This is a genomic window from Cuneatibacter sp. NSJ-177 (assembly GCF_022867805.1).
Classification (GTDB): Bacteria; Bacillota; Clostridia; order Lachnospirales; family Lachnospiraceae; genus Pseudolachnospira.
Genome location: NZ_JALIFO010000001.1, coordinates 659,130 through 679,630, shown reverse-complemented (window position 1 = coordinate 679,630; position 20,501 = coordinate 659,130). Strand labels below are relative to the sequence as shown.

Below are 20,501 nucleotides of genomic sequence, written 5' to 3'. Positions count from 1 at the left end.
CGCCCTGCTCCGGTTTTTCCCTTCTTTCCATTCCTTCTGCTCCGTTCCAAACCGTCCGATCGAAACCCGCGAAAGGAACATCAGCGCGTCATCATCTCCCACCCATCCGAAGGAAAACCGACTGCGCAGAAATCCTTCTCCTCAAAAGCGTTCCCATGGCAGAACATGACCATGTCCGATCCCGGCATCCAAGGTGCGGATTCCGTCTTCTCCGGGTCGTAACTGTCGATCAGGTTAATCATCTTTCCAATATAATCCCGGCCCAAAGGCTCGTACCAATGACTTCCATAAATGTCTATGAAATCATAATTTTGATCCGTGCGCACCAAGGCCGCCCGATACGCGCTGAGAGGCAGGCCGCCCAACATCAGCACCCGCTTCAAGATGGCGTCCCCGCTGAATAAGAACCGGGTCCGCCGGTCTAAAAGCGCCATGGACCCCTTGCTGTGTCCCTCAATCCGAAGGACTTCCACCTCACGTCCTCCCAGATCGATGACCTGCTCATCTTTCCAGAAGGAAAAATGGTAATCCCCTTCGTCAATGACATCCTGGCACCGGGCCAACTCCCCGCTCTGAGGGAAATAAACCGGCTCCTCCGAGTCCACCTCCCCTTCCAGCACATAGACCGTATCGAACTGGCTGTTTCCCCCGGAGTGATCCGGATGGACATGGGAATTCACCGCGATCAAAGGCTTTTGGCAAAGCGATTCGGCGTAGCCGCGCAGATCCACGTTTCCATACCCGGTATCCTGCAAAAGCGCCGTTTCCTCCCCCACAATCAGATAAGAAATCACATATCCCCAGCCCGGCAGCCGGCCGGGCCCAGGCAGATAGCCTGGACACTGGATCGCATAGGTATCCGGGGCGATCTCCCAATGTTTACACGATAATGCCATTGCTTCTTCCTCCCTTTATTTTCCCGTGCGCAAAAATTCTTTCCGGAAAGTAACCCGGTCGTTTTCCGGAATTTCCATCATCCCGATTCGCTCCCCCAGCTCCATGGTGAGAGGATTTTCCTTGGTATAAGGCGTCCATTCCGGCAGATCCGGGCCGCAGGGCTTTCCGGTGCGGGCGAATCCGGCCCAATAGGAATTGCAGGCATGGGCCAACTCATAGTCCTCCCCGGTCCAGGGCCTCCAGCCCCGCATAAAGGTCTGGAACACGTACCATAGATCCGCCGCGTGGAAGGCGCCCTTTTCATCACCGGGGAGCTTGCGGTCCAGACAGTAGAGATAGACCGGCCCGTTTTTCTGCTCTTCCAGAGTCTCGGCCCAAGCGAGAGCTGCCGCCTGTACTTCCTCCCGGAAGTTTTCCTGGATAAATTCGGAAAAATGCTCCGGTTCCGGGCAAAGGGCCAGATATTCCTTGGCTTTCTCCGCCCCGTACTCTTCCTCCATCTGCCTGGCAAACGCGTCGTAGCCCGGCGCCACTGCAATTCCCTCTTTTTCCGTGTATCCCATCAGGCAGGGAATCTTCCGATAATTCCCGGTGCGGGCCGCCTCATCCAAAGACAGCGGGAGCACATACCCGTCCTGCACCGGCGTCCGGGTCAGCCCATGGCCAGGCATGGATTTCATCCATCGCTCCAGCACCTCCTGCCAGGAAAGCGCTCTGGCCTCCTCGATGCTTGATACGCCAAGCAAAGATAAATCCGTCCGCGCCTCGGCCTCGGCTAAGGTCGGGAAACGCATATCCGCACAGGGCGTGATCCCGCCTCCGCTCTGCATGATCGCTTTCGCCGCCAGCCCCTCGGTGAGAGGCGACGAAAGCAATGCCTGCACACACATCGCGCCTGCCGACTGCCCGGCAATCGTAATGTTCTCCGGGTCTCCTCCGAAGGAGGCAATATTCCGTTTCACCCACTGCAGAGCAAAAATCTGGTCCAGCAGGCCATAGTTGCCGGATACGCCGTGCTCTGACTCTGCCGAAAGCTCCGGATGGACCATCCAGCCAAAAATATTCAGGCGATAATTGATCGTAACCAAGATCACGCCTTTTCTCGCAAAATGCTCCCCGTCAAAATGGGCGGAATGGCCGTAACCGGTCATGAAAGCCCCGCCGTGAACCCAAAAGATCACCGGCAGCTTTTCCTCTTTTTCCTGAGCGGGCGTCCAGACATTCAGATACAGGCAGTCCTCGCTCATCTCCTCCTCATACGGATAAAATTCCTTCTCAAAAAAAGAGCCTTTTCCCACACCCAGCTGAGGGCATTTGGCAGACGCCCGCGCACAGTCCCTGACTCCGTTCCAATCCGCCGCAGGCTGCGGCGCGCGCCAGCGCAGATCTCCGACCGGCGGCGCGGCATAGGGAATGCCATAAAAAGCCGTGATGCTGGGCCACCCGCAGGGGATTCCCCGCACCTTTCCATTTTCCACTGTTGTCTCTCTCATTCGGTTCCTCCCAAAGTCTAAATTTGTTGATTACCTCCGGCAAATGTTTCCCGGCACGATGAGGCAGGTCTTGCGATTGCTTCGCAATCCTGGTAAAATTGCAGATTTCTTTTTAGCATAGCATGACCTTCTCCTCCCGTCAAATTTCTCCAGGGAAAAGACAATCGCCGCCGCCCCTCACGGGAACGGCGGCGATGATTCCTTCTTACTATGTTCAGTATGAAATCCGATTACTGTGCAGCTTTTGCAGCCGCTACATAGGAATCCACAAAAGCGGGATCGATCGACTCTTTCATCATATCGATTACAACCTGAGTTGCAGCCGGATACAGCGCTTTAATCTCGTCGGAAACCGGAGTAACCTCAATGCTGAAATCCTTCTCGCAGATCTCTTTCATTCTGGCGTCGTCGGCTTCCGTACCGGATACCTGGTAATCCTGTACATAAGCAATGAACTGATTCAGGGCCTGTTTCTGTCCGTCGCTCAGGCCTTCATACTTGGCCTGGTTCATGACATAGGTGCTGACAAACGGAATGTGATTGGTTTCAACGATATATTTCTGTACCTCGTTCAGTTTCGCGCCAACGATAGAAGCCCAAGGATTCTCCTGTGCATCCATCATCCCCTGCTGCAGGGCAATGTACAGCTCGCCAAAAGCCAGAGGGGTCGGGTTGGTGCCCAGCTCTTTCCAGAAAGCCATGTGGTACTTGTTCTCCTGGGTCCGAATGTTCAGTCCCTGCAGATCAGCAGCCGTGGTGACCGGCTTGTTGGAGGAGAGAATTCGGAAATCCGGAGCAAAAATCGTCAGCAGATGCAGTCCCGCTTTGTTGTAGTAGGTCTCAAACTGATCCTGGAAATCCGCCAGAACCGTGTTGCAGCTTGCCACATCGGGGAACAGTCCGGCGATATCCAGAACCGCCAGCTCCGGAATCAGGCCGACCTGGCTGGTCGGAGCGCCGACAAAAATATCTACACTTCCCATCTGAGCGCCTTCGATCAGCTCAACGTCACCGCCAAGCTGGCCGCTGGGATAAAAATTGATGACAAAGTTGCCGTCGGTCCACTTCTTAATCTCTTCCAGCCCGGAGCTGATGGCGTCTCCCATCACCGTGCCATCCACCGTACCGGAGCAGCCCAGAGACAGTTCGATCGGCTCGCACTCGATCTTTTCTACCAAATCCAGATTTCCTCCTGCGCTTGCAGCCGTCGTAGCCGCTCCCGCTGTGGTGGAATCCGTTGCGGTCGTCGCATCCGCAGCCGTCGTGGCCTCTGCTGCCGCAGTGGTAGCCGGAGCCGCCGTCGTGGCCGCTGCGGTCGTGCTGGCATTTCCGCCTCCGCAGGCCGTCATGGACAAGGCCAGTGCCGCGCATAAGCCGGCCGAAACTAATTTTTTCATCTTCATATCATTTTTCCTCCTTTTATCGATATCCGGATGACCGGATATTTTCTAGTGATAGGCAGAACAACTTATACTAGGCACAGGCTGATTGCCGGGATAAATGTAATCAGCAGCAGTGCGACAATGAAACAACAGATAAATGGCAAGGCCTTCTTCCCCAACTGAACCACCGGCACATTGACCAAAGGCGCCGCCACAAACAAGTTCATGCCAAAAGGCGGGGTTACAAATCCAATTGCCAAGTTGGTCACCATCACGATTCCCAAATGTACCGCATCGATTCCAAAGGTCTTTGCCACCGGAAGCAGAATCGGAGCGATGATAACAACTGCGGCGCCTACGTCCATGAACATGCCCAGAATCAGCAGCAGTACGTTGATGACCAGGAACAGGCTGGTGGAACTGGTCATGGTGTTGGAGATCAGAGACTGAATCGCTTCCGGAGCCTTCAGCAAGATCAGAATCCGGCTGAAGCCCTGAGCCAGGGCGATCAAGAAGCAGATCGGGGCATAGGAAGCAATCGCGTCTTTAAAAAGCTTCGGGATATCTTTGATTTTGATCGTCTTATAGAAGAAAATGCAGACGATCAGCGCGTAAAACACGGATACGCAGGCAGCTTCCGTCGGAGTGACGAAACCGCCGTAAATTCCGCCTAAAATAATTACCGGCGTCAGGACCGCCCAAAATCCATCCTTGAAAACATTCAGGAAACCACGTTTTTTCAGTCCGTCATAGTTTTCTGCGATTCTCGCCTTGTCTTCGCCCTTGCGTTTGCAGTAAATCCAGCAGTAAAACATGATTGTTAAGGCAATCAGGCAGCCAGGAAGAATTCCTGCAATAAACATGTCTCCCACCGAAGTGTTGGTGAACAGTCCGTACATAATAAAAGGAATACTGGGCGGGATAATAACCCCCAGTCCGCCTGCGGTCGCAACAATCGCAGCGGAAAAGACCTTATCATATCCCAGGTTCACCAGAATCGGAATACACATTGCGCCGACGGCCGCCGCCGTAGCCGGGCCGGATCCGGAAATTGCGCCGTAGAACAGGCAGGTAACCACCACTGCGCAGGGAATTCCGGCGGTTTTCTTTCCGGCAAAGATAGCAAAAATATCAAACAGCTTTTTGGAGATTCCGCCGCGGGTCATCAGCGCCCCCGACAGCATAAACAAAGGGATCGCCAGAATCGGCGTGGTGTTCAGGCCTCCTACCATGGCTTGAATGATGTAATTCATCCCGCCGGGGAAGCTGCTGTCCATCAGTTGGGGAATCACCGTGGCGGTTCCCATCGCAACGCCCATCGGCAGCGCCAGGACCATGGCGACCAAAAAGACTCCAAATACAACACCTAACATGTCTTCTCTTCCTCCTTTTTCTCTTTATGGACAAAAAAGAAGCGATACAGATCCTGAATCTGACGGATCACTCCCAATGCCGAGCCCACAAACACCGAGCCGTACAAAAGCCACATCGGCATCTCCATCGCCGGGCTTACCATTCCGCCTTTTTTCGAATTCATCATGGCTAAATAGGCGTAATATGTAAGGTAAGAAAAGAATACTAAGGTGACTGCGCGTCCAGCCAAATCAACAATGGTGCGGACAGCCTTGGGAAAGAGCTCCATCAGGATATCCACCTTCAGCATTTTTCCTCTCCGGATACAGTATCCAATGGAGAAAAATCCCGAAAACACAAAACAGAACCGACAGAATTCTTCCGGCCAGGACATGGATGCACCGAAACAATACCGCATAACAATCTGCGCCATCATGGCCAGTGACATCAGAATGAGAAAGATCATCAGGATCGTCTCTTCCAAATCTTCATCCAGCCATTTCCAAAATTTTTTCACTTTTGGAAATCCTCCTCTCTACTAGTCCGGCGGCCTAGGCTCCGCCGGTTTTCCGGCAAGTGTTTCCCTGCCGCTCACGCAGAAAATAGTAACAAAAAAAAGTCCGCGCGTATACGGACTTTTTCTCGGAAATGTTACATATTTCCAGGATCTCCGAAGATTTGTTATCCTTCCGGAAATTTGTTCACGCCTCTCTACAGGCTGTCCCTGTACTGCCCCGGCGTCTGATTGGTGCACTTTTTGAATACTCGGATAAAGTTCTGGATCGAGTTAAAGCCGCAGCGGAACCCGATTTCCTTGATCGTTAGCTTCGTCGCATGGAGAAGCTGTCTGGCCTTCTCCACGCGGAATGAGGCCAGATACGAGGTGAACTTCTCATGGGTGACGGCGTTGAACAGTTCGCTCAGATAGGAGGCGCTGATTCCGATGTGATCTCCGATCTCATTGAGGGAGAGGCTGCTGTCCATATAGTGATCCGCGATATACTCCTTGGCCTGGTCGATATATTTGTACTGGTTCTTCCTGCTGTAATTAAATATCATCCGCAGAAGCCGCCGTTCCTCCCCCTCCACATAGCTTTGAATCTCCTTTGGCCCGGTCACAGCCGCCAAAGCGCTGTGCCGCTCACTTAAAACCTTCTGATCCTCCTCGCTTAAAGGGTAGGCGATACACCGCTCCAAAAGCTCATCCAAATATAATTCCACAGCCATCTTATAATTTTCCGGTTCTGGATTCTGCCCGCCGATCTCCGCTAAAATCCGGTCCGCAAGAGACTCCGCTTCCGGCAACTCCCCGTTTTCCGCCAAGCTCACAACATTTTTCACCCGCTCCCGGAAATATTCCCGGTCAATCACCTGGCTTTCCTCTATGTTCTCTTCTTCCGGAATCTCACTCGGCAGTGTTGCCTTCAAATATTGCTGATACTGAATTTTCTCCACGGCTTCCTGATAGGAATAGCGGATGTCCAAAATGTTCTGGTAAATGTTGCCGCGCTCGCAGAGCAGGCCAAAGGGCAGGACCTCCACATTGGTCTGAAGAATCTTCTGCGCCTCGGCAAATTTCCGCTTTACGGAGACAATCGGATGCTGCTCCTCAAAGCAGAAAATCAGGGCTACGGTCAGCTTCTCGGTACGCACATCATAGACCCGGCAGACATCGTCGGAAAGGCGGCTTGCCAGATTCCGGATCGCCAGCAGGTAGAGGTTGACTTCGGTATCGTCGATTTCCCGCTCTTTCGGCTCCTCAATCTGACAGACCAGGACAAAGCTGCGGCTGTAAAGCGAAAAAGGTGTCCCCACGCCCTCCAGGATTTCCACCACCCGCTTTTCCGAAAGATGCTTTCCCACCAGCAGATTTTTCAGCATGGCTTCCAGCACCTCCGGGGCGATAGACGACATCATCTGCTGCAGATGGCGGAATTTGCCATGGCATGGGAATACACGTCTTCCAGAAAATCCGCTTCATTCACCTGGGGCCGTCCTTTTTTCTCTTCCGGATGGCTGACCAGGTGCATCAGGCGGTTGATCGGCCGGTAGATGGTCCGGCTGATATACCAGGCAAATCCGATCCCCACCACAAGGGAAATTAAAAAGATCGGGAAATAGGAAAGCACGACCTGCTGGAACGAAATACTCAGGCCTGCGCTGTCGATCGGAAGCAGATAGTTCCAGCCATTGTAATTGGAAACATAGCGGTAATAGCCGGAAACCTGCGTCGCCATTTGATCGTCTGCATTCTCATAGGTTAAAAACAGGTCCGGATCCGACCAGGGGATGGATTCGTCCCCGTTCTGGACAAAGGCCCTGGTATAAGTATTGTCATAGACCAGGATCGCCGATTCTCCGTTCTCAAACAGCCGGTCGCTCAGGGCCTCTTTGTCCAGCTCATAGACCAGTGTGCCGATATGGCTTGCGATATCCAGATCCTGAATCAAAAACAGCCGGTCGGCATAATTCATCAGCTCGGTCCGAGTCCGGGTCTCATTGGTCTGCATCGAATGACTCGTCTCAAAATACTTGTCCAGGATATACCAATCCTCAAATTCATCCGCTGATTCAATGGAATAGATATTCTGATAGATTTTCTTGGAAATCGGAGAATAGAAGAACACTTTTTTAATCAGGCCGTTTCCGTCGGCACAGCTCTTCAGCTGGCGGATCAGCCGGTAATCCCGTTCCTGAACGACCATCAGCGGGTTGATCATATAATCGACAAAATCACTGCTCCACAAGACCTGCGTCATCTCCTGCGCCAGCACTTCCACGGTCAGATCCATGGATTCCGAAGCCTGGTGAAGCATATTCAGGCTGGCCGTCCCCAGCTGCTCCCGGTGGTGTTTCACCATCGTCCAATTCATCACAGCGTAAAACAAGACGATCATCCCAACCGAAAACAGCAGGACCCCGAAAAATGTCTTCGAAAAAATCGTATTCCTCCGAAAGATCGAAGTCCTTTTCGCCTTTCTCTCTGCCATCTCGCTCTCCTGCTTTCTCTTCCGGTGAAATTAATAAATCCCTTTCATCGTCTGGGTCCTCTGCTTCAACTCCTCTTCAATCTCCGCATAGGGTTCGATCCGGCTCAAAATCCGCCCCACCAGCTCATAGATATCTTCAATATACTGGTTCAGTTTCAGTTCCTCATCCCCGATCTGAAACACCACTGGACAAACCGCCCGCACCGCATTTAGGCTCAGGCTGGCTTTCTTAAACCGGTTCCAGGCGTATTTCTTTTCCGATTTCCCAACGCCGACCACCAGGGCGTCGTCGGTGACGATATAATAGGTTCCATCCGCGTACTTCTTATAAAAATAAGTAACGCCCTTGTAGACCAGCACGCCGAACAGGATAAACAAAATGACCATCGGCAGGCCCACAAACTGAGGAAAAGTCGCCTCAAATAAATACCGGTAGATAAAATAAAACACAAATACCACAATCAAACAGGCTACAATAGCCAGGTTCTTCATTTTCATCAAACGTTTTCCCGGCTTAAATTTTCGGTTCATATGGATATCTCCCTTCAAGATCTTCTTTTAGTTTACTTCATTCGCCTTTTTCTGTCAATCCGCTATCCATATTCTTCATACACTTTGACATATAAACGAAAAGAAGTTATAATTAAAAGTAATAAAAAACATCTGCCTTCCGTAAATCCATCTTCCACCGCAGATGTTTTTCAGAAGGAGAATGTATGCGAACATTGAAATATGCCATGCTGGGCCTGATCAAGCGGGGACCGATCAGTGGATACGACATCTCACGCGAGTTCAGCGACAATGCGCTGGCCAGTTTCTGGCATGCCCGCCACAGCCAGATTTACCCGGAACTAAAACGCCTTCTTGAAGAAGGCCTGATCACCTATGAAACCGTCATTCAGGGAGAGAAACTGGAAAAAAAGGTCTATTCCCTGACCCCTCTCGGTGAAGCGGATTTTAAGAGCTGGCTGCGGTCCGACGAGCCGCTGGACCCCACCCCCAAAGACGTGTTCCGGCTCCGGACCTACTATTCGGAATCCCTGACTTCTTCCGAGTACCTCCGCCTTCTGGACAGCCAGATCAGACAGCATACAGCCCGTCTGGAGGCGTTAAAAGAGACCGGCCGGCACTTTCCGGAAACGCCGCCTTTCGGGACCCCGGAGCACGGAGATTATCTGGTTTTACAGGGGGCTTTGATGCGGGAGGGCGCGTATCTGAATTGGCTTGCGCTCTGCCGTGACGCCTTTGCGGGAAAGGAGGATCCCACCCATGAATAACCGGGAATATGAATACGTCTCCGCCATTTCCAAAGCAGGCACCCTCTCCAAAGCAGCGGTAGAACTGGGAATCTCCCAGCCCGCCCTGACCCGTTTCCTGCAAAAGGAAGAAGCCGAGATCGGCACCAAGCTGTTCCAGAAGATCGGAAACCGCCTGGTTCTTACCTATGCCGGAGAATGTTATATGGAACATGCGGAACAGATTCTGTCCATTCAGAAAAAAATGATGACGACCATCCACGACATCGCCCAGATGGACATGGGACGCATCCGCATCGGCGTGCCCAGCATCCGCTGCCCTTATACGATTTTTTCCGTGATCCCGGAATACAAGAAAAAATTTCCATCTATTGATATTGCGCTCCATGAGAATGGAAGCAATCAGCTGGAAGAAGCTCTGAAAAACCTTTCCTTAGACGTGATCGCGGTGAATATCACGAAGCAAAAGGATGATTTTCTCTATAACAAGATCACCAATGAGGAATACGTGCTGGCGGTTCCCGCCGGCCATCCGCTCTGCCAGGAAGCCCGGCAGGATCCGGATCGGAAATACCCGGTCATCTCCCCGTCTCAGATGGAGGGCCTGGGATTTATCATGCTGGAACGGGGGCATCGTATCCGCCAATTTGCCGATACGCTTCTTGATTCCAACCATGTCCGCTGGGATCTTTCCATGAAAGCCAGAACCCTGGAGACAGCCCTTGCCTCGGTATCCTGCGGTCTTGGCTGCACCTTTTCCCCGGAAGTCCCGCTGCGCTACATACGGGGAGGGAAAAACATCCGATACCTCTCCTTAGAAGCGCCGGACACGCAGTACGAGTTTTGTCTTCTGACCAGAAAAGGAGCGTATCTTCCCCCTTATATGAAGGCGTTTATCCAGATTTTCTGCGATAATTATGAACAGATGACCGACATGAATCTTTATGAATAATCGGCTCCGATGACACTTAACGAAGCCGATCCGATAAACTTAGCAGAGTCGTATAGAAAGGAAACGGTCAATGAAGCACTACACCACAATCCCACACTCCCATGCGCCTTTGGATACGTCGGGAATCCGGAATCAAAAAAAAGCCATCCCCTTTCCCACTGGGGATGGCCGCACTCTGCCGATGGACCTCTACTACCCGGAATCCGTCGCCCACCCTCTCCCGCTGATCTTAAGTGTCAGCGGAGGCGGCTGGTATTTTACCGGTCTCAGCAGCCATCATCTCGGAAATTCTCTCTCTGCCGCCGTCTCGCGGGGCTATGCTTACGCCAGCATCGGCTGCACCAGCAGCGGAGAGGAGAAATTCCCACGCCAGATCTTTGAGGTAAAGGCTGCAATCCGCTTTCTGAGACAGAACGCGGAAGAACTCCGGCTTGATCCGGAGCGTTTTGGGCTCTGGAGCAATTCCTCCGGCGGACACCTTTCCCTTATGGCCGCCTTGACCTGGAAGCATCCATTTTTTGACGCTCCCCAGCCGGAATACCCGGATATCTCCAGCCGGATCCAAGCGGTAGCTGCCAACTATCCGCCGACCCGGCTGGGAATCTCCGGTCCCCAATTTCGGGAACTGGCCCTTTCGCCGGATTACGACACGGAGGGGCCCCACTGCATGGAGACCATTTTTCTCGGTAAGGATCCGTCCAAAGACCCGGAACTGGCCCGTTTTGCCTCCCCTTATTATTACATTACGCCGGAGGCCCCGCCCTTGTTTTTACAGCACGGCACAAAGGATACCGTCGTACCCGTCACCCAGAGCTATGAATTTGCAGATGCGTATCGCCGAATCGCCGGACCCGGCCGGATTCAAACCAACTTTCCGGAAGGATTTGTGCACAGTGATCCTCATTTGAAGTCGGAGGATAACTGCCGGCAGGTGCTGGATTTTTTTGATGCTCATCTGTAATTCCGATTTCAGTACAAGCGCCGGTCTGTGGATCCTCTCCACAGACCGGCGTCTGTTTTGTATGCCAAACTTACAGCATGCCAAACTCTCTCTGGAAGGACAGCACCAGGCCGTCCCGGATCCACTGGGTCATCGGGGCGTCGTTCACCCCGTCGAAGCCATGGCCGACGCGGGGCATCAGGTAAAGCTCCACCGGTACGGCGTCGTTCATCAGCTTATCCGCATACTCCAGACCAAAATCCCGAAGCGGATCATACTCTCCTAAGATCAATGCGGTAGGCGGCAGGTTGGAAAAATCCACCGCCATATTCGGCACGGCATAGTAGGAGGGAATCGTCCCGTCAAAGCCGCCCAGATATTTCTCAAAGGCAAAGGACAGATTATCTCCGCTGAGCACCGGCGCACCGTAGCGCATCTGCTCGGCCGAACGGCTGGGCCCAAGGCCCACCGCCGGCACATTCAGAGCGTTTAATGTGATCTTCGGACCGCCGTGATCCCGGATATAGAAGGCCAGGCCAGCGCAGAGATTTCCTCCGGCGCTGGTGCCGAACAGTCCCATCCGGTCCTTGTCGCCGCCGAGTTCTTCCGCGTTCTCATACATCCAGTTCCACACGGTCAGGCAGTCCATCAGCGCCGCCGGGAAAACGTTCTGCGGGGACAGGCGGTAGTTCAAGGCTACCACGATGGCCGGAATATTCATCGCCAGATGGGTGCAGCGGTTGCCGTCCATCAGGTAATCTCCGCCCATAAAGCCGCCGCCGTGAACATCCATAATCATCGGGGTGCCGGCCGGAGCGGCTTCCGGCTTAAAGATCCGGATTTCAATGTCCGGCGCGCCCTCTGGTCCCGGAATGGTCCGGTCAATCAGAGTCAGCCCTTCCGGTTTGTCATACCGGCGCAGGACTTCCTGCGCCTTTTTCATGTCCGCACTGGCCAAAATTTCATAATGTGGGTGCAGATTTAACTTCATTTTCTCTCCCCCAATTTTTATTTCGCCAGAGCGGCTTCCAGTTTATCCATCAGTTCGTCGCCGACCGATTCACGGATCATATCGTAAGCAGGCTTTGCCTCTTCTCTCATCTTCACCAGATCTGCTTCCGGCAGATCGATGATTTCCAGTCCGGCGTCCTTCATGGTCTGGATTGCAGCTTCATTGGCTTCCTTCGCTACGTTGAACTGATAGTCGTCAATCTCATTGGCACAGATGTCCTCGATCAGCGCCTGGTAATCCGCCGGCAGGCTGTTCCAGAAATCCAGATTCATGTACATACCGCCCCACATTACCACATGGTTGGTGTTAACGATGTATTTCTGCTGCTCATACAGCTTAGAGGAAACGATGGTGTCGTAGGTGTTCTCCTCGGCTTCCACCAGGCCCTGCTGCAGGGCAATGTAGAGCTCGGAGAAAGCGATCGGAGTCGGGCTGCAGCCCCATGCCTGCCAGTAAGCGATCGGAACCGGGTTCTCCAGTGTACGGATCTTCAGGCCTTTCAGGTCATCATAAGAGCGGATCTCTTTGTTGGAGCTGGTGACACGGAAGCCGACCGGTACAAAGGACAGAACCTTCATGCCAAGGGCTTCATAACGCTTCTCGGTCTCCTGGCGCATCTCGGTTCCGCGGCCAAAAAGCTCCATAGCAGCAGCCTCGTCGGCTACCATGTTGGGGGCGTCGAAGTAGGACAAAGACATATCCACCAAGCCGCCGGAGGTTCCGCTGTTCATCTGGATCGTACCGTCACGCAGCGCCTGATCGTTCTCCGGAACGGTTCCCAGCTCGCCGTTGGGATGCACTTCTACGGTGATGTTGCCGTTGCTGCGCTCTTCCACCAGCTCTTTAAATTTCAGTGCGGTCTGATGTCCGTTGGAGCTCTCCGGCGCATTGTGGGACCAGATGATCGTCACCTTGTCGGTGCTGGTGATCTCCACGTTTCCTGCGCCGGCTGCCTCAGAACCGGCTGCCGTGGTCGCACCTTCCGCCGCTGTGGTGCCGTCAGCCGCCGTGGTGGCAGCCGCAGTCGTCCCTGCCGCCGTGGTTCCGGCAGCCGCAGTCGTGGTATCCCCCGAACTTCCGCAGCTCACCATGGAAAAAGCCATGCCAAATGCCAAAAACATTGCAGCCATACGTTTTGTTTTCATACTTTCTTCTCCTTTTCTTATCTATGTTATCCGGCGGAATAATCCGCCGGAATCACGCGTTTACAGCAATACCAGCGAAATCGCCGGAATGAAGGTGATCAGCAGCAGGGCGATCAGGAAAAATCCAATGAACGGAAGCGCATGTTTCCCGACCGTCCATGAGGACTCTCCGACCAAAGGCGCCGCCACAAACAAGTTGATGCCAATGGGAGGGCTGACCAGGCCAACCGCCAGGTTCGTCACCAGGATTACGCCGAACTGGACGCCGTTGATCCCCATGCTCTCCGCGGTCTGAAGAAGAATCGGGCCCAGAATCGCGATGGCCGACGCCGTATCCATAAACATTCCCAGCAGCAGCAAGACCAGGTTCAGCACGATTAGGAAGGCGTACTTCGTTGAGAAGGTAGTGGTGATAAAATCGGAAATCAGTTCCGGAGCTTTTAAAAGTACCAGCACCCGGCCAAATGCGATGGCGAAAGCAATCAGAAGGCAGATCGGCGCATAACTCTTCACCGCATCCTTCATATATGTAATCACATCGCGCAGACGCATGGTCTTGTAGATCCAGACGCTGACGATAATCGCATAGAACACCGACACGCAGGCCGCCTCCGTAGGGGTCACGGCTCCGCTGTAAATGCCGCCCAGGATGATGACCGGGGTCAGCAGCGCCCAAAAGCCTTCTTTCAGGACATTGAACATTCCCTTGTCTTTCAGCGCTTTATGATTGGCCGCGATTCTCTCCTTGTCCTCCCCATTCCGCTTGCAGTAAATCCAGCAGTAGAACATCAGGCAGAAGGCAATCAGAAATCCAGGGACAATACCGGCGATAAAGAGCTCGCCGACCGATACGCCGGTGGTCACGCCGTACATGATGAACGGGATACTCGGCGGGATGATGACGCCCAGTCCTCCGGCGGTCGCAACGATAGCCGCCGCGAATTTCTTATCATACCCCAATTCAATCAAAACCGGGATGCACATGGCGCCGACAGCCGCCACGGTGGCTGGGCCGGAACCGGAGATCGCCCCATAAAACAGGCAGGTGATGACAACGGCACAGGGCATTCCGGCCGTTACCTTGCCGATGAACATGGCGAAAATGTCAAATAGCTTCTTGGAAATTCCGCCTTTTGCCATGATCGCGCCGGAAAGCATAAAGAGCGGGATCGCCAAAATCGGTGTGGAGTCCAGCCCGGACACAACGGCGCGGAGCAGGAACTTCATGTTTCCGGCAAAGGCCGGCAGAACCAAAGACGGCAGAATCGTCGGGATCATGATCGCCCCGGCAATCGGGATTCCCAGGAAAAGCAGTACAACAAATACGGCAAATACGGTTCCTAACATACTTCTGCGTCCTCCTTCTTCCCTTTCTGCATTAACTCTTTCGTGTACAGGATGACATCCTGAATCCCGCGGAGCACGCCCAGCCCCAGGCCGATCGGAATCGCCAGGTACACGTACTGCATGGGAAGCTGCATCGCGCTGCTCAGAGTCGTCGTCGTGCGAATCAGCTCAATGGAGCTGTAGGCCATGTATCCGTACATCGTGATCATCAGCACACGGCTCAGATACTCTACCACGATCTGCAGAGCCTTCGGCAAAAAGTTCACCACCAGGTCCACCCGGATTCCGACACGCCGCCGCAGGCAGTATCCTGCGCTGATCATACCGGAATAGACAAAGCAGTACCGGCAAAGCTCTTCCACCCACGAAAGCGGGGAACTGAACAGATAGCGCATGATGATCTGCAGCATCATGGTGACAGAAATTATTCCGAGCAGAACCAATAGGATCACTTCTTCCAGATTGTAATCCAGCCAGGAAATCACTTTCTTCATTGTTTTCTCCCTTCCTCATTATATAACTAGTTATTATCATTACATACTTTTATTATAATTATTAATCATTTTTTGTCAATCACTTTATGCTCATTTTTTATTTTCTTTTTTATCTTCATGATTCTTGGTTATTCATTGATAAAAGCAAGTGATAGACTTGCGAATTTTTTGCTGACAGAAGAGAGAAATAACAAATTCACCGAAGGATAGACTGCCATCGGGCACAAAAAACCGGAAGACGCTCCCCAAAGTCAGAGCGGTCTCCCGGTTTCTTTCCTGCCATCTTTGGTCCGGAAGGGAAACGGCCTTTCAACCGCTCCCGCCTCCGGAATCACTTACTTAAATTGTACAGCTCAATGCACTCGTTGATATCCGCCGCCATATCTGCTGTAGCCTGATCCGCCGTATATTCCGGCTCATTAACCACCTTTGCCATATAATCCATGACAATCTGATGGAAATCGCTGAACATTGGCAAAATCGCATTGTAAACATCCTCCCCAGTTGCCATCTGCGCCGCCATGGCATCCTTTGCCGTGGGGAACTTCTCTTCCACGAACTTCTGATATTCCGCTGTGTCCGCGCCCTGCTGATTGATGGGCAGATAACCGGTGGCCATCGCAAACGCAGCCGTATTTTCCGGCTCCATCATCGTTTTCATGAATTCCCAGCTTCCGCGGTCCTTGTTCTCGTCCCCATTGTTGGCGATAAATAAGACTCCGCCGCCGGTGCACTGGCCTTTATTTTCCACGCCCTTTGAGATGGTCGGGGCCACATGGAAACCAAAGTCCAGGTTCCACTGAGCCAGCTCGCCGATGGCGTTCAGACCGGAGCAGGTGGCCATCATAATCGCGGCGTCCCCGTTTACAAACATCTGGCGGGTGTCGGCCGCATCCAGATCATAGGGGGCCAACTGGTTCTTGGAAGAAAGATTCTTAATAAACTGAAAATACTTTGCCGTCGCCGTAGCGGCCGGTTCCTCGTCCAGCAGACATTTGGTCGGACATCCGTCTTTTCCATTGTTATTGTCTACATAGTCGATTCCTTCCGCCGTCAGAGGGAACGTGTAGTAGATCGAATTTTGGACCAGCACGAACGGATACTGGACTCCGGCGTCCGCCAATTTCTGGCAGGCTGCCTCGATCTCTTCATAACTGTTCAGGGAAGCCGGGTCCACTCCCGCTTTTTGAAGGACTTCATTATTATAGAAGAAACCAACGACCGTGTTCCCCAGGGGCAGGCACTGCCAGTTTCCTTCCGTATCCGTATAAGATGCCTTCAGATTGTTAAATATCCCTGACATATCATAGGAATCTTCCTCCGCATATTTGGCAATCGGCGTATAGTAATCCGGATTGTCAAAGAATAGAGCAGCGGATTCCGTGGAGACCATCACCATATCCGGCCGGGATCCTGCCGAGGATGCCTGGAATTTCGCCAGAGTCTCCGCGTAAGAGCCGGAATAGGTTACATTCACCTTGTATTCCGACTGGGAAGCGTTGAACTCGTCCGCCATTTTTTGAATAGCTTCCCCTCCGCTTCCGGTCCAAACGCTCCACATATTCAGTTCTGTGGTTCCGGAGGAGGGTTTTCCTGTTTCCGTCTGAGGGGCCGCCGTAGTCCCCGCAGGCGCATCCGTGGCATTGGCCGCTGCTGTGGTGGAGGCCGGGCTTCCTCCGCAGCCGGTCAAGACAAGGGCTGCCGTCAAAATTGCTGCCGCCTTGGTCCAGATCTTTTTTCTCATACTTTTTCCTCACTTTCTTATTTTATTTAGATGGGAACCGGTACGGCCCCCTCTTATCCTTTTACTGCGCCGGAGGTCATTCCTTTGATCAAATAATCCTGGCCAATAATAAATGCGGCGATCGGGATTATAATGCTGATCATGGCCCCGGCCAACACATGGCCGTACTCCACGTTTTCCGTTCCGACCAGCATAGCCATCCCAATCTGGATCGTCTGCATATCCGTATTCTGAGCGATCAGCATAGGCCAAAAGTACATATTATAGGCGGAAATAAACAGGAAAATCGCCAGAGAGGCAATGGTCGGTATCGTCAAAGGCATGGCAATTTTAAACAAAAACCGCATGTCTCCGCAGCCGTCCACCAGGGACGCTTCCTTTAATTCCTTTGGAATCTGCATATAACTCTGGCGCATCATAAAGATGGAAGTTCCCCCTAAAAGACTGGTCGCGCACAGCCCGATGTAGGTATTGATCAAATTCCAGTTCTGAATCGTCAGGTAATTGGCGATCACCGTGACCTCAGCCGGTATCATCATGGCGACCAGGATCAGTTGAAACAGCAACTTACTGCCCCGAAATTTAAAAAAGGAAAAGGCGTAGGCAGCAAAGCTTGAAAAAAGCACCTGAACCAGGATAATAATCGCGCACACGATGAACGAATTGCTTAAGAACCGGAAGATCGGAATATAGTCCAATATAAAGCGGTAATTATCCAGAGTCAGATTGTCTAAAATCGTTTGCAGGGCCGGCAAATTATTTAAATATTCGGATGGTACAAAGCTGAACACAAAGCCGATCAGCAACGGGGAAATAAAGAAAAGGCCCAGAAGGAATTTAAACAAGAAACCGGCTCTCTCCTTCCATTTCCGTTTGGGCGCCGCTGCCGTTACTATATGGGAATTCTTCTCGATTTTCATTGATAATGCACCATCCTTTTCTCACAGAGAAGCTGTATTCTGGTGACCACAAAAATGATTGCACACAGTACAAGGGAGTATACACAGGCTGTCTCAAACCGTCCGCGCAAAAAAGCGTTGGAATATATCGCGTAAACCAAGATGTTGGTGGAGTCGTTCGGCCCTTTTTGCGTCAGGAGCTTAATGATGGCAAATGCCTTAAAAGAATTTACAATGTTTAAAAATATCACAAAGAAAACTTGGGGGGACGCCAGGGGAAGGATGACATGGATAATTCGGCGGATGGATCCGGCCCCGTCCAGCCGGGCGCATTCCAGCAATTCATCCGGTACATTTCTGAATCCCACTAAAAGAAAAATAAAGCTGGTTCCAACCCCGGACCATATCGTGACGGCCGCGCATGCCGCCAAAGCGGTCGCTTCCGTTGACAGCCAGGCGATGTCCGTTCCGAGGATTTGATTGAGAATACCGTACTTTGACAATATGTAAGAAGCCAAAGCAGAAACCGGCACCGAAGCAACGGCAATGGGGAGGGAGTACATGGTCTGATAAATCCGGCTTCCTTTCTGAGGTTTAATGCAGAGCAGCGCCAGCACCATAGCCAGAGAAAAAGTCCCTACTCCTACCATCAAGGCAAATTTAACCGTAGATAGAATCGATTTGGAAAAACCGCTGGTGGTCATTACCCGTTCATAATTCCTCAGTCCGACAAAGGTCGCCGGGTTCCCCAGGGGGTCAGTAACAAAAAAAGACAAAAAAATGCTTCTCAAAAAAGGGTAAAAAGTAAAGGTGGTAAATAGCAGTACCATCGGCAGCAACAGCAGATAGGGCAGCGGTTTTCTTTTTCGAATTTGATTCATATGACACTTCCTTTCCACACATTTTTTGTTTTATTCAGGCGGTTCCGCTCCGCCGGCGGTTTTCTGTCTTTCCGCCTCATCCGTCCAGAATCGCCTGGATCCACACGGGATTGAAACGCTGCATTCTTCATTCGGTTCCTCCCTTTGTCTAAAAATTCATCTTTCTTTTCATCGCTTCTCTTATTACGGCTAGTATAGCACGTAGTGTTGGTTTTTGCAACAATATTATGACCGTTTTCTTGTTAATTATCGAATTATCCCTTATTTTTTTCCTCATATATCAATTTGGCAAGCACTTCAGCCCACATTAATGTTGGATTGTGCACACAAACGGTCATTTATTTTTTATTTAGTTGATTTTCCATTGACACCTCTGGCCCTATCGCACTATAATTCAGGAAACGCGCCTTTGTTTCCTATGTTTTTGTCTGCTGAGAGGAGGTCCCATGAAAACACAAGTCTATTTTGTCCGCCATTGTGAATCCGAAGGCAACGCCTGCCGCCGGAATCATGCACAGTTTGACGGAATCGTCACAAGAAAAGGGATATTGCAGTCGGAAGTTCTGGCCGACCGTTTTCAATCGATAGCCGTTACCGCTGTCTACAGCAGCGATTCCTACCGCGCCAGAATGACAGCTGCGCCGCTGGCCCGCAGGAAGGGACTTCCCGTCCAGCTCCGCATGCTCCTGCGGGAGTACACCATCGGCACCTGGGAAGGCTACAGCCTGGGAACGATTGCCTGCCGGTATCCGGACCTCTGGAAAATCTGGACGGCCACCCCTTGGACACATCAAATCCCCGGCGCGGACCCTTTCCCCACTGTCGCCGAAAGGGGCATAGAGATCCTGCGAAGAATGGCCCACGAAAACCAGGGAGGAGTCGTGGTTGCGGTCACCCATTCCTGTCTCCTGACCTGTATGCTGACCACCCTGCTCGGTCAGGATATCAGCTATTATGAAAGAATCAAAAGCGGCGACAACACCGCCGTCACCTTGGTGGAGGTGGAGGATTCCGGCACCTGGAACGTTGTTTTCATCAACGATAGTTCCCATCTTCCCCCCAACCTACGGAGAACTCAATACACCGGCAGGAGTGCAGACACAAATCTCGCCTTCTCTCTCGCAGATCCCCAAGCCGAATCCGGTAAGATAAAGGCCTGGCTGTCTCGTCTGAAGGAAGAAAACGCTCTTTCCGCCCAGAATCCGGCGTTTTTATCCTCAGCTGAAACCATCGAGCCATACCAGATCCTATTCGCCCGCCTTTTAAACCGCGTCTGCGGGATGCTGGTCCTGAAGGAAGACCCATACCGCCCAGACTGTGGGATCGTGGCCGCTCTCGCCTTGGAGGAGGAATTAAAACCCCAAGGGTATTTTTTGCAGGAGCTGGGGGAAGCGATTGACTTCTTCCGCCGCCGCGGGAAACGTTTTCTCCGCCTCCGTGAGCCGGCCTGCCCGTTTCAAAGGGAGCTATTGACACGTTTTTGTTTTGAGCCGGAGGATAACGGCTATTACCGCCTCGCCATCACGGTGCCTGGAACGGAAGGCCCGGTGTACTGACGGATTATGTCAGGAACAAATTCCGAGTAATATCCTCCTGCATTCGAATTTCTATTTTTGCGACCTTCACATTTCCCCTTATCCAAATTTGGTATTTTGCAATAATTATTGACATATTCCCACACCAGAATTATAATTACGATAATTCTATTGTCTCAGC

General features: G+C 52.1%; 19 protein-coding genes. 4 read left to right on the top strand and 15 right to left on the bottom strand.

The genetic code is table 11. The features are described 5' to 3' along the window. Positions 1 to 80 precede the first annotated feature (80 nt). The 8 genes from MUB23_RS03055 to MUB23_RS03020 all read right to left on the bottom strand — a co-directional run bounded on the left by MUB23_RS03055 (position 81) and on the right by MUB23_RS03020 (position 8,646). Positions 81 to 896, bottom strand: coding sequence for an MBL fold metallo-hydrolase (locus tag MUB23_RS03055; protein WP_244798716.1), 816 nt, complete (start codon positions 894 to 896; stop codon positions 81 to 83). A 15-nt stretch (positions 897 to 911) separates the two neighbouring features. After that, complete coding sequence (locus MUB23_RS03050) at positions 912 to 2,390, bottom strand: carboxylesterase/lipase family protein (protein WP_244798714.1); 1,479 nt, start codon at positions 2,388 to 2,390, stop codon at positions 912 to 914. Positions 2,391 to 2,620: 230 nt separating this feature from the next. Beyond that, complete coding sequence (locus tag MUB23_RS03045; RefSeq protein WP_244798713.1) at positions 2,621 to 3,793, bottom strand: TRAP transporter substrate-binding protein; 1,173 nt, start codon at positions 3,791 to 3,793, stop codon at positions 2,621 to 2,623. Positions 3,794 to 3,858: 65 nt separating this feature from the next. Next, positions 3,859 to 5,145 carry a TRAP transporter large permease gene (locus MUB23_RS03040; RefSeq protein WP_244798712.1) on the bottom strand — a complete coding sequence of 429 codons (1,287 nt, stop codon included), beginning with the start codon at positions 5,143 to 5,145 and terminating at the stop codon, positions 3,859 to 3,861. Continuing rightward, the gene (locus MUB23_RS03035) at positions 5,139 to 5,642 is read right to left on the bottom strand and encodes a TRAP transporter small permease (protein ID WP_244798711.1); all 504 of its coding nucleotides are present in this window, start codon (positions 5,640 to 5,642) and stop codon (positions 5,139 to 5,141) included. The genes MUB23_RS03040 and MUB23_RS03035 overlap by 7 nt, the downstream gene beginning before the upstream one ends. Before the next feature lie 194 nt (positions 5,643 to 5,836). Next, complete coding sequence (locus tag MUB23_RS03030) at positions 5,837 to 7,006, bottom strand: helix-turn-helix transcriptional regulator (protein WP_244798710.1); 1,170 nt, start codon at positions 7,004 to 7,006, stop codon at positions 5,837 to 5,839. 32 nt (positions 7,007 to 7,038) lie between these two features. Next, positions 7,039 to 8,115, bottom strand: a complete 1,077-nt coding sequence (locus tag MUB23_RS03025; RefSeq protein WP_244798709.1) for a HAMP domain-containing protein — start codon at positions 8,113 to 8,115, stop codon at positions 7,039 to 7,041. Between the two features lie 30 nt (positions 8,116 to 8,145). Next, positions 8,146 to 8,646 (bottom strand): hypothetical protein, encoded by a 501-nt coding sequence (locus tag MUB23_RS03020; protein WP_244798708.1) that lies wholly within the window; start codon positions 8,644 to 8,646, stop codon positions 8,146 to 8,148. A gap of 185 nt (positions 8,647 to 8,831) precedes the next feature. On the opposite strand from MUB23_RS03020, the gene MUB23_RS03015 reads away from it, so the two are divergent. The 3 genes from MUB23_RS03015 (at position 8,832) to MUB23_RS03005 (ending at position 11,284) form a co-directional block, all read left to right on the top strand. Then, on the top strand, positions 8,832 to 9,392 hold the full coding sequence (locus MUB23_RS03015; protein ID WP_244798707.1) for a PadR family transcriptional regulator: 561 nt from the start codon (positions 8,832 to 8,834) through the stop codon (positions 9,390 to 9,392). Next, positions 9,385 to 10,323, top strand: coding sequence for a LysR family transcriptional regulator (locus tag MUB23_RS03010; protein WP_244798706.1), 939 nt, complete (start codon positions 9,385 to 9,387; stop codon positions 10,321 to 10,323). Before MUB23_RS03015 ends, MUB23_RS03010 begins: the two co-directional genes overlap by 8 nt. A 70-nt stretch (positions 10,324 to 10,393) precedes the next feature. Continuing rightward, positions 10,394 to 11,284 carry an alpha/beta hydrolase gene (locus tag MUB23_RS03005; protein ID WP_244798705.1) on the top strand — a complete coding sequence of 297 codons (891 nt, stop codon included), beginning with the start codon at positions 10,394 to 10,396 and terminating at the stop codon, positions 11,282 to 11,284. A gap of 70 nt (positions 11,285 to 11,354) precedes the next feature. On the opposite strand, the gene MUB23_RS03000 is transcribed toward MUB23_RS03005, so the two are convergent. From MUB23_RS03000 to MUB23_RS02970, 7 genes are all read right to left on the bottom strand, one after another. After that, the gene (locus tag MUB23_RS03000) at positions 11,355 to 12,254 is read right to left on the bottom strand and encodes an alpha/beta hydrolase (protein ID WP_244798704.1); all 900 of its coding nucleotides are present in this window, start codon (positions 12,252 to 12,254) and stop codon (positions 11,355 to 11,357) included. 17 nt (positions 12,255 to 12,271) lie between these two features. Then, entirely contained in the window at positions 12,272 to 13,420 is a 1,149-nt protein-coding gene (locus MUB23_RS02995) for a TRAP transporter substrate-binding protein (RefSeq protein ID WP_244798703.1), read from the bottom strand. 60 nt (positions 13,421 to 13,480) lie between these two features. Then, entirely contained in the window at positions 13,481 to 14,767 is a 1,287-nt protein-coding gene (locus MUB23_RS02990) for a TRAP transporter large permease (RefSeq protein ID WP_244798702.1), read from the bottom strand. After that, entirely contained in the window at positions 14,761 to 15,261 is a 501-nt protein-coding gene (locus tag MUB23_RS02985) for a TRAP transporter small permease (protein WP_244798701.1), read from the bottom strand. Before MUB23_RS02985 ends, MUB23_RS02990 begins: the two co-directional genes overlap by 7 nt. Positions 15,262 to 15,592: 331 nt before the next feature. After that, positions 15,593 to 17,005, bottom strand: coding sequence for an extracellular solute-binding protein (locus MUB23_RS02980; RefSeq protein WP_244798700.1), 1,413 nt, complete (start codon positions 17,003 to 17,005; stop codon positions 15,593 to 15,595). 53 nt (positions 17,006 to 17,058) lie between these two features. Then, a complete protein-coding gene (locus MUB23_RS02975; RefSeq protein WP_244798699.1) occupies positions 17,059 to 17,925 on the bottom strand; it encodes a carbohydrate ABC transporter permease in 867 nt (288 codons plus the stop codon). Next, the gene (locus tag MUB23_RS02970) at positions 17,922 to 18,785 is read right to left on the bottom strand and encodes a carbohydrate ABC transporter permease (RefSeq protein ID WP_244798698.1); all 864 of its coding nucleotides are present in this window, start codon (positions 18,783 to 18,785) and stop codon (positions 17,922 to 17,924) included. Before MUB23_RS02970 ends, MUB23_RS02975 begins: the two co-directional genes overlap by 4 nt. A gap of 446 nt (positions 18,786 to 19,231) precedes the next feature. Between MUB23_RS02970 and MUB23_RS02965 the strand changes: the two genes are divergently transcribed. Beyond that, a complete protein-coding gene (locus MUB23_RS02965) occupies positions 19,232 to 20,341 on the top strand; it encodes a histidine phosphatase family protein (RefSeq protein ID WP_244798697.1) in 1,110 nt (369 codons plus the stop codon). Positions 20,342 to 20,501: the final 160 nt, after the last annotated feature.

Coding starts and splice junctions, on each gene's coding strand:
- MUB23_RS03015 (WP_244798707.1), top strand. CDS start 8,832: ATGCGAACATTGAAATATGCCATGCTGGGCCTGATCAAGCGGGGACCG.
- MUB23_RS02985 (WP_244798701.1), bottom strand. CDS start 15,261: ATGAAGAAAGTGATTTCCTGGCTGGATTACAATCTGGAAGAAGTGATC.
- MUB23_RS02970 (WP_244798698.1), bottom strand. CDS start 18,785: ATGAATCAAATTCGAAAAAGAAAACCGCTGCCCTATCTGCTGTTGCTG.
- MUB23_RS03040 (WP_244798712.1), bottom strand. CDS start 5,145: ATGTTAGGTGTTGTATTTGGAGTCTTTTTGGTCGCCATGGTCCTGGCG.
- MUB23_RS02965 (WP_244798697.1), top strand. CDS start 19,232: ATGAAAACACAAGTCTATTTTGTCCGCCATTGTGAATCCGAAGGCAAC.
- MUB23_RS02990 (WP_244798702.1), bottom strand. CDS start 14,767: ATGTTAGGAACCGTATTTGCCGTATTTGTTGTACTGCTTTTCCTGGGA.
- MUB23_RS03000 (WP_244798704.1), bottom strand. CDS start 12,254: ATGAAGTTAAATCTGCACCCACATTATGAAATTTTGGCCAGTGCGGAC.
- MUB23_RS03010 (WP_244798706.1), top strand. CDS start 9,385: ATGAATAACCGGGAATATGAATACGTCTCCGCCATTTCCAAAGCAGGC.
- MUB23_RS02995 (WP_244798703.1), bottom strand. CDS start 13,420: ATGAAAACAAAACGTATGGCTGCAATGTTTTTGGCATTTGGCATGGCT.
- MUB23_RS03050 (WP_244798714.1), bottom strand. CDS start 2,390: ATGAGAGAGACAACAGTGGAAAATGGAAAGGTGCGGGGAATCCCCTGC.
- MUB23_RS02975 (WP_244798699.1), bottom strand. CDS start 17,925: ATGAAAATCGAGAAGAATTCCCATATAGTAACGGCAGCGGCGCCCAAA.
- MUB23_RS03045 (WP_244798713.1), bottom strand. CDS start 3,793: ATGAAGATGAAAAAATTAGTTTCGGCCGGCTTATGCGCGGCACTGGCC.
- MUB23_RS03020 (WP_244798708.1), bottom strand. CDS start 8,646: ATGAACCGAAAATTTAAGCCGGGAAAACGTTTGATGAAAATGAAGAAC.
- MUB23_RS03025 (WP_244798709.1), bottom strand. CDS start 8,115: ATGGCAGAGAGAAAGGCGAAAAGGACTTCGATCTTTCGGAGGAATACG.
- MUB23_RS03005 (WP_244798705.1), top strand. CDS start 10,394: ATGAAGCACTACACCACAATCCCACACTCCCATGCGCCTTTGGATACG.
- MUB23_RS03030 (WP_244798710.1), bottom strand. CDS start 7,006: ATGCTGAAAAATCTGCTGGTGGGAAAGCATCTTTCGGAAAAGCGGGTG.
- MUB23_RS03055 (WP_244798716.1), bottom strand. CDS start 896: ATGGCATTATCGTGTAAACATTGGGAGATCGCCCCGGATACCTATGCG.
- MUB23_RS02980 (WP_244798700.1), bottom strand. CDS start 17,005: ATGAGAAAAAAGATCTGGACCAAGGCGGCAGCAATTTTGACGGCAGCC.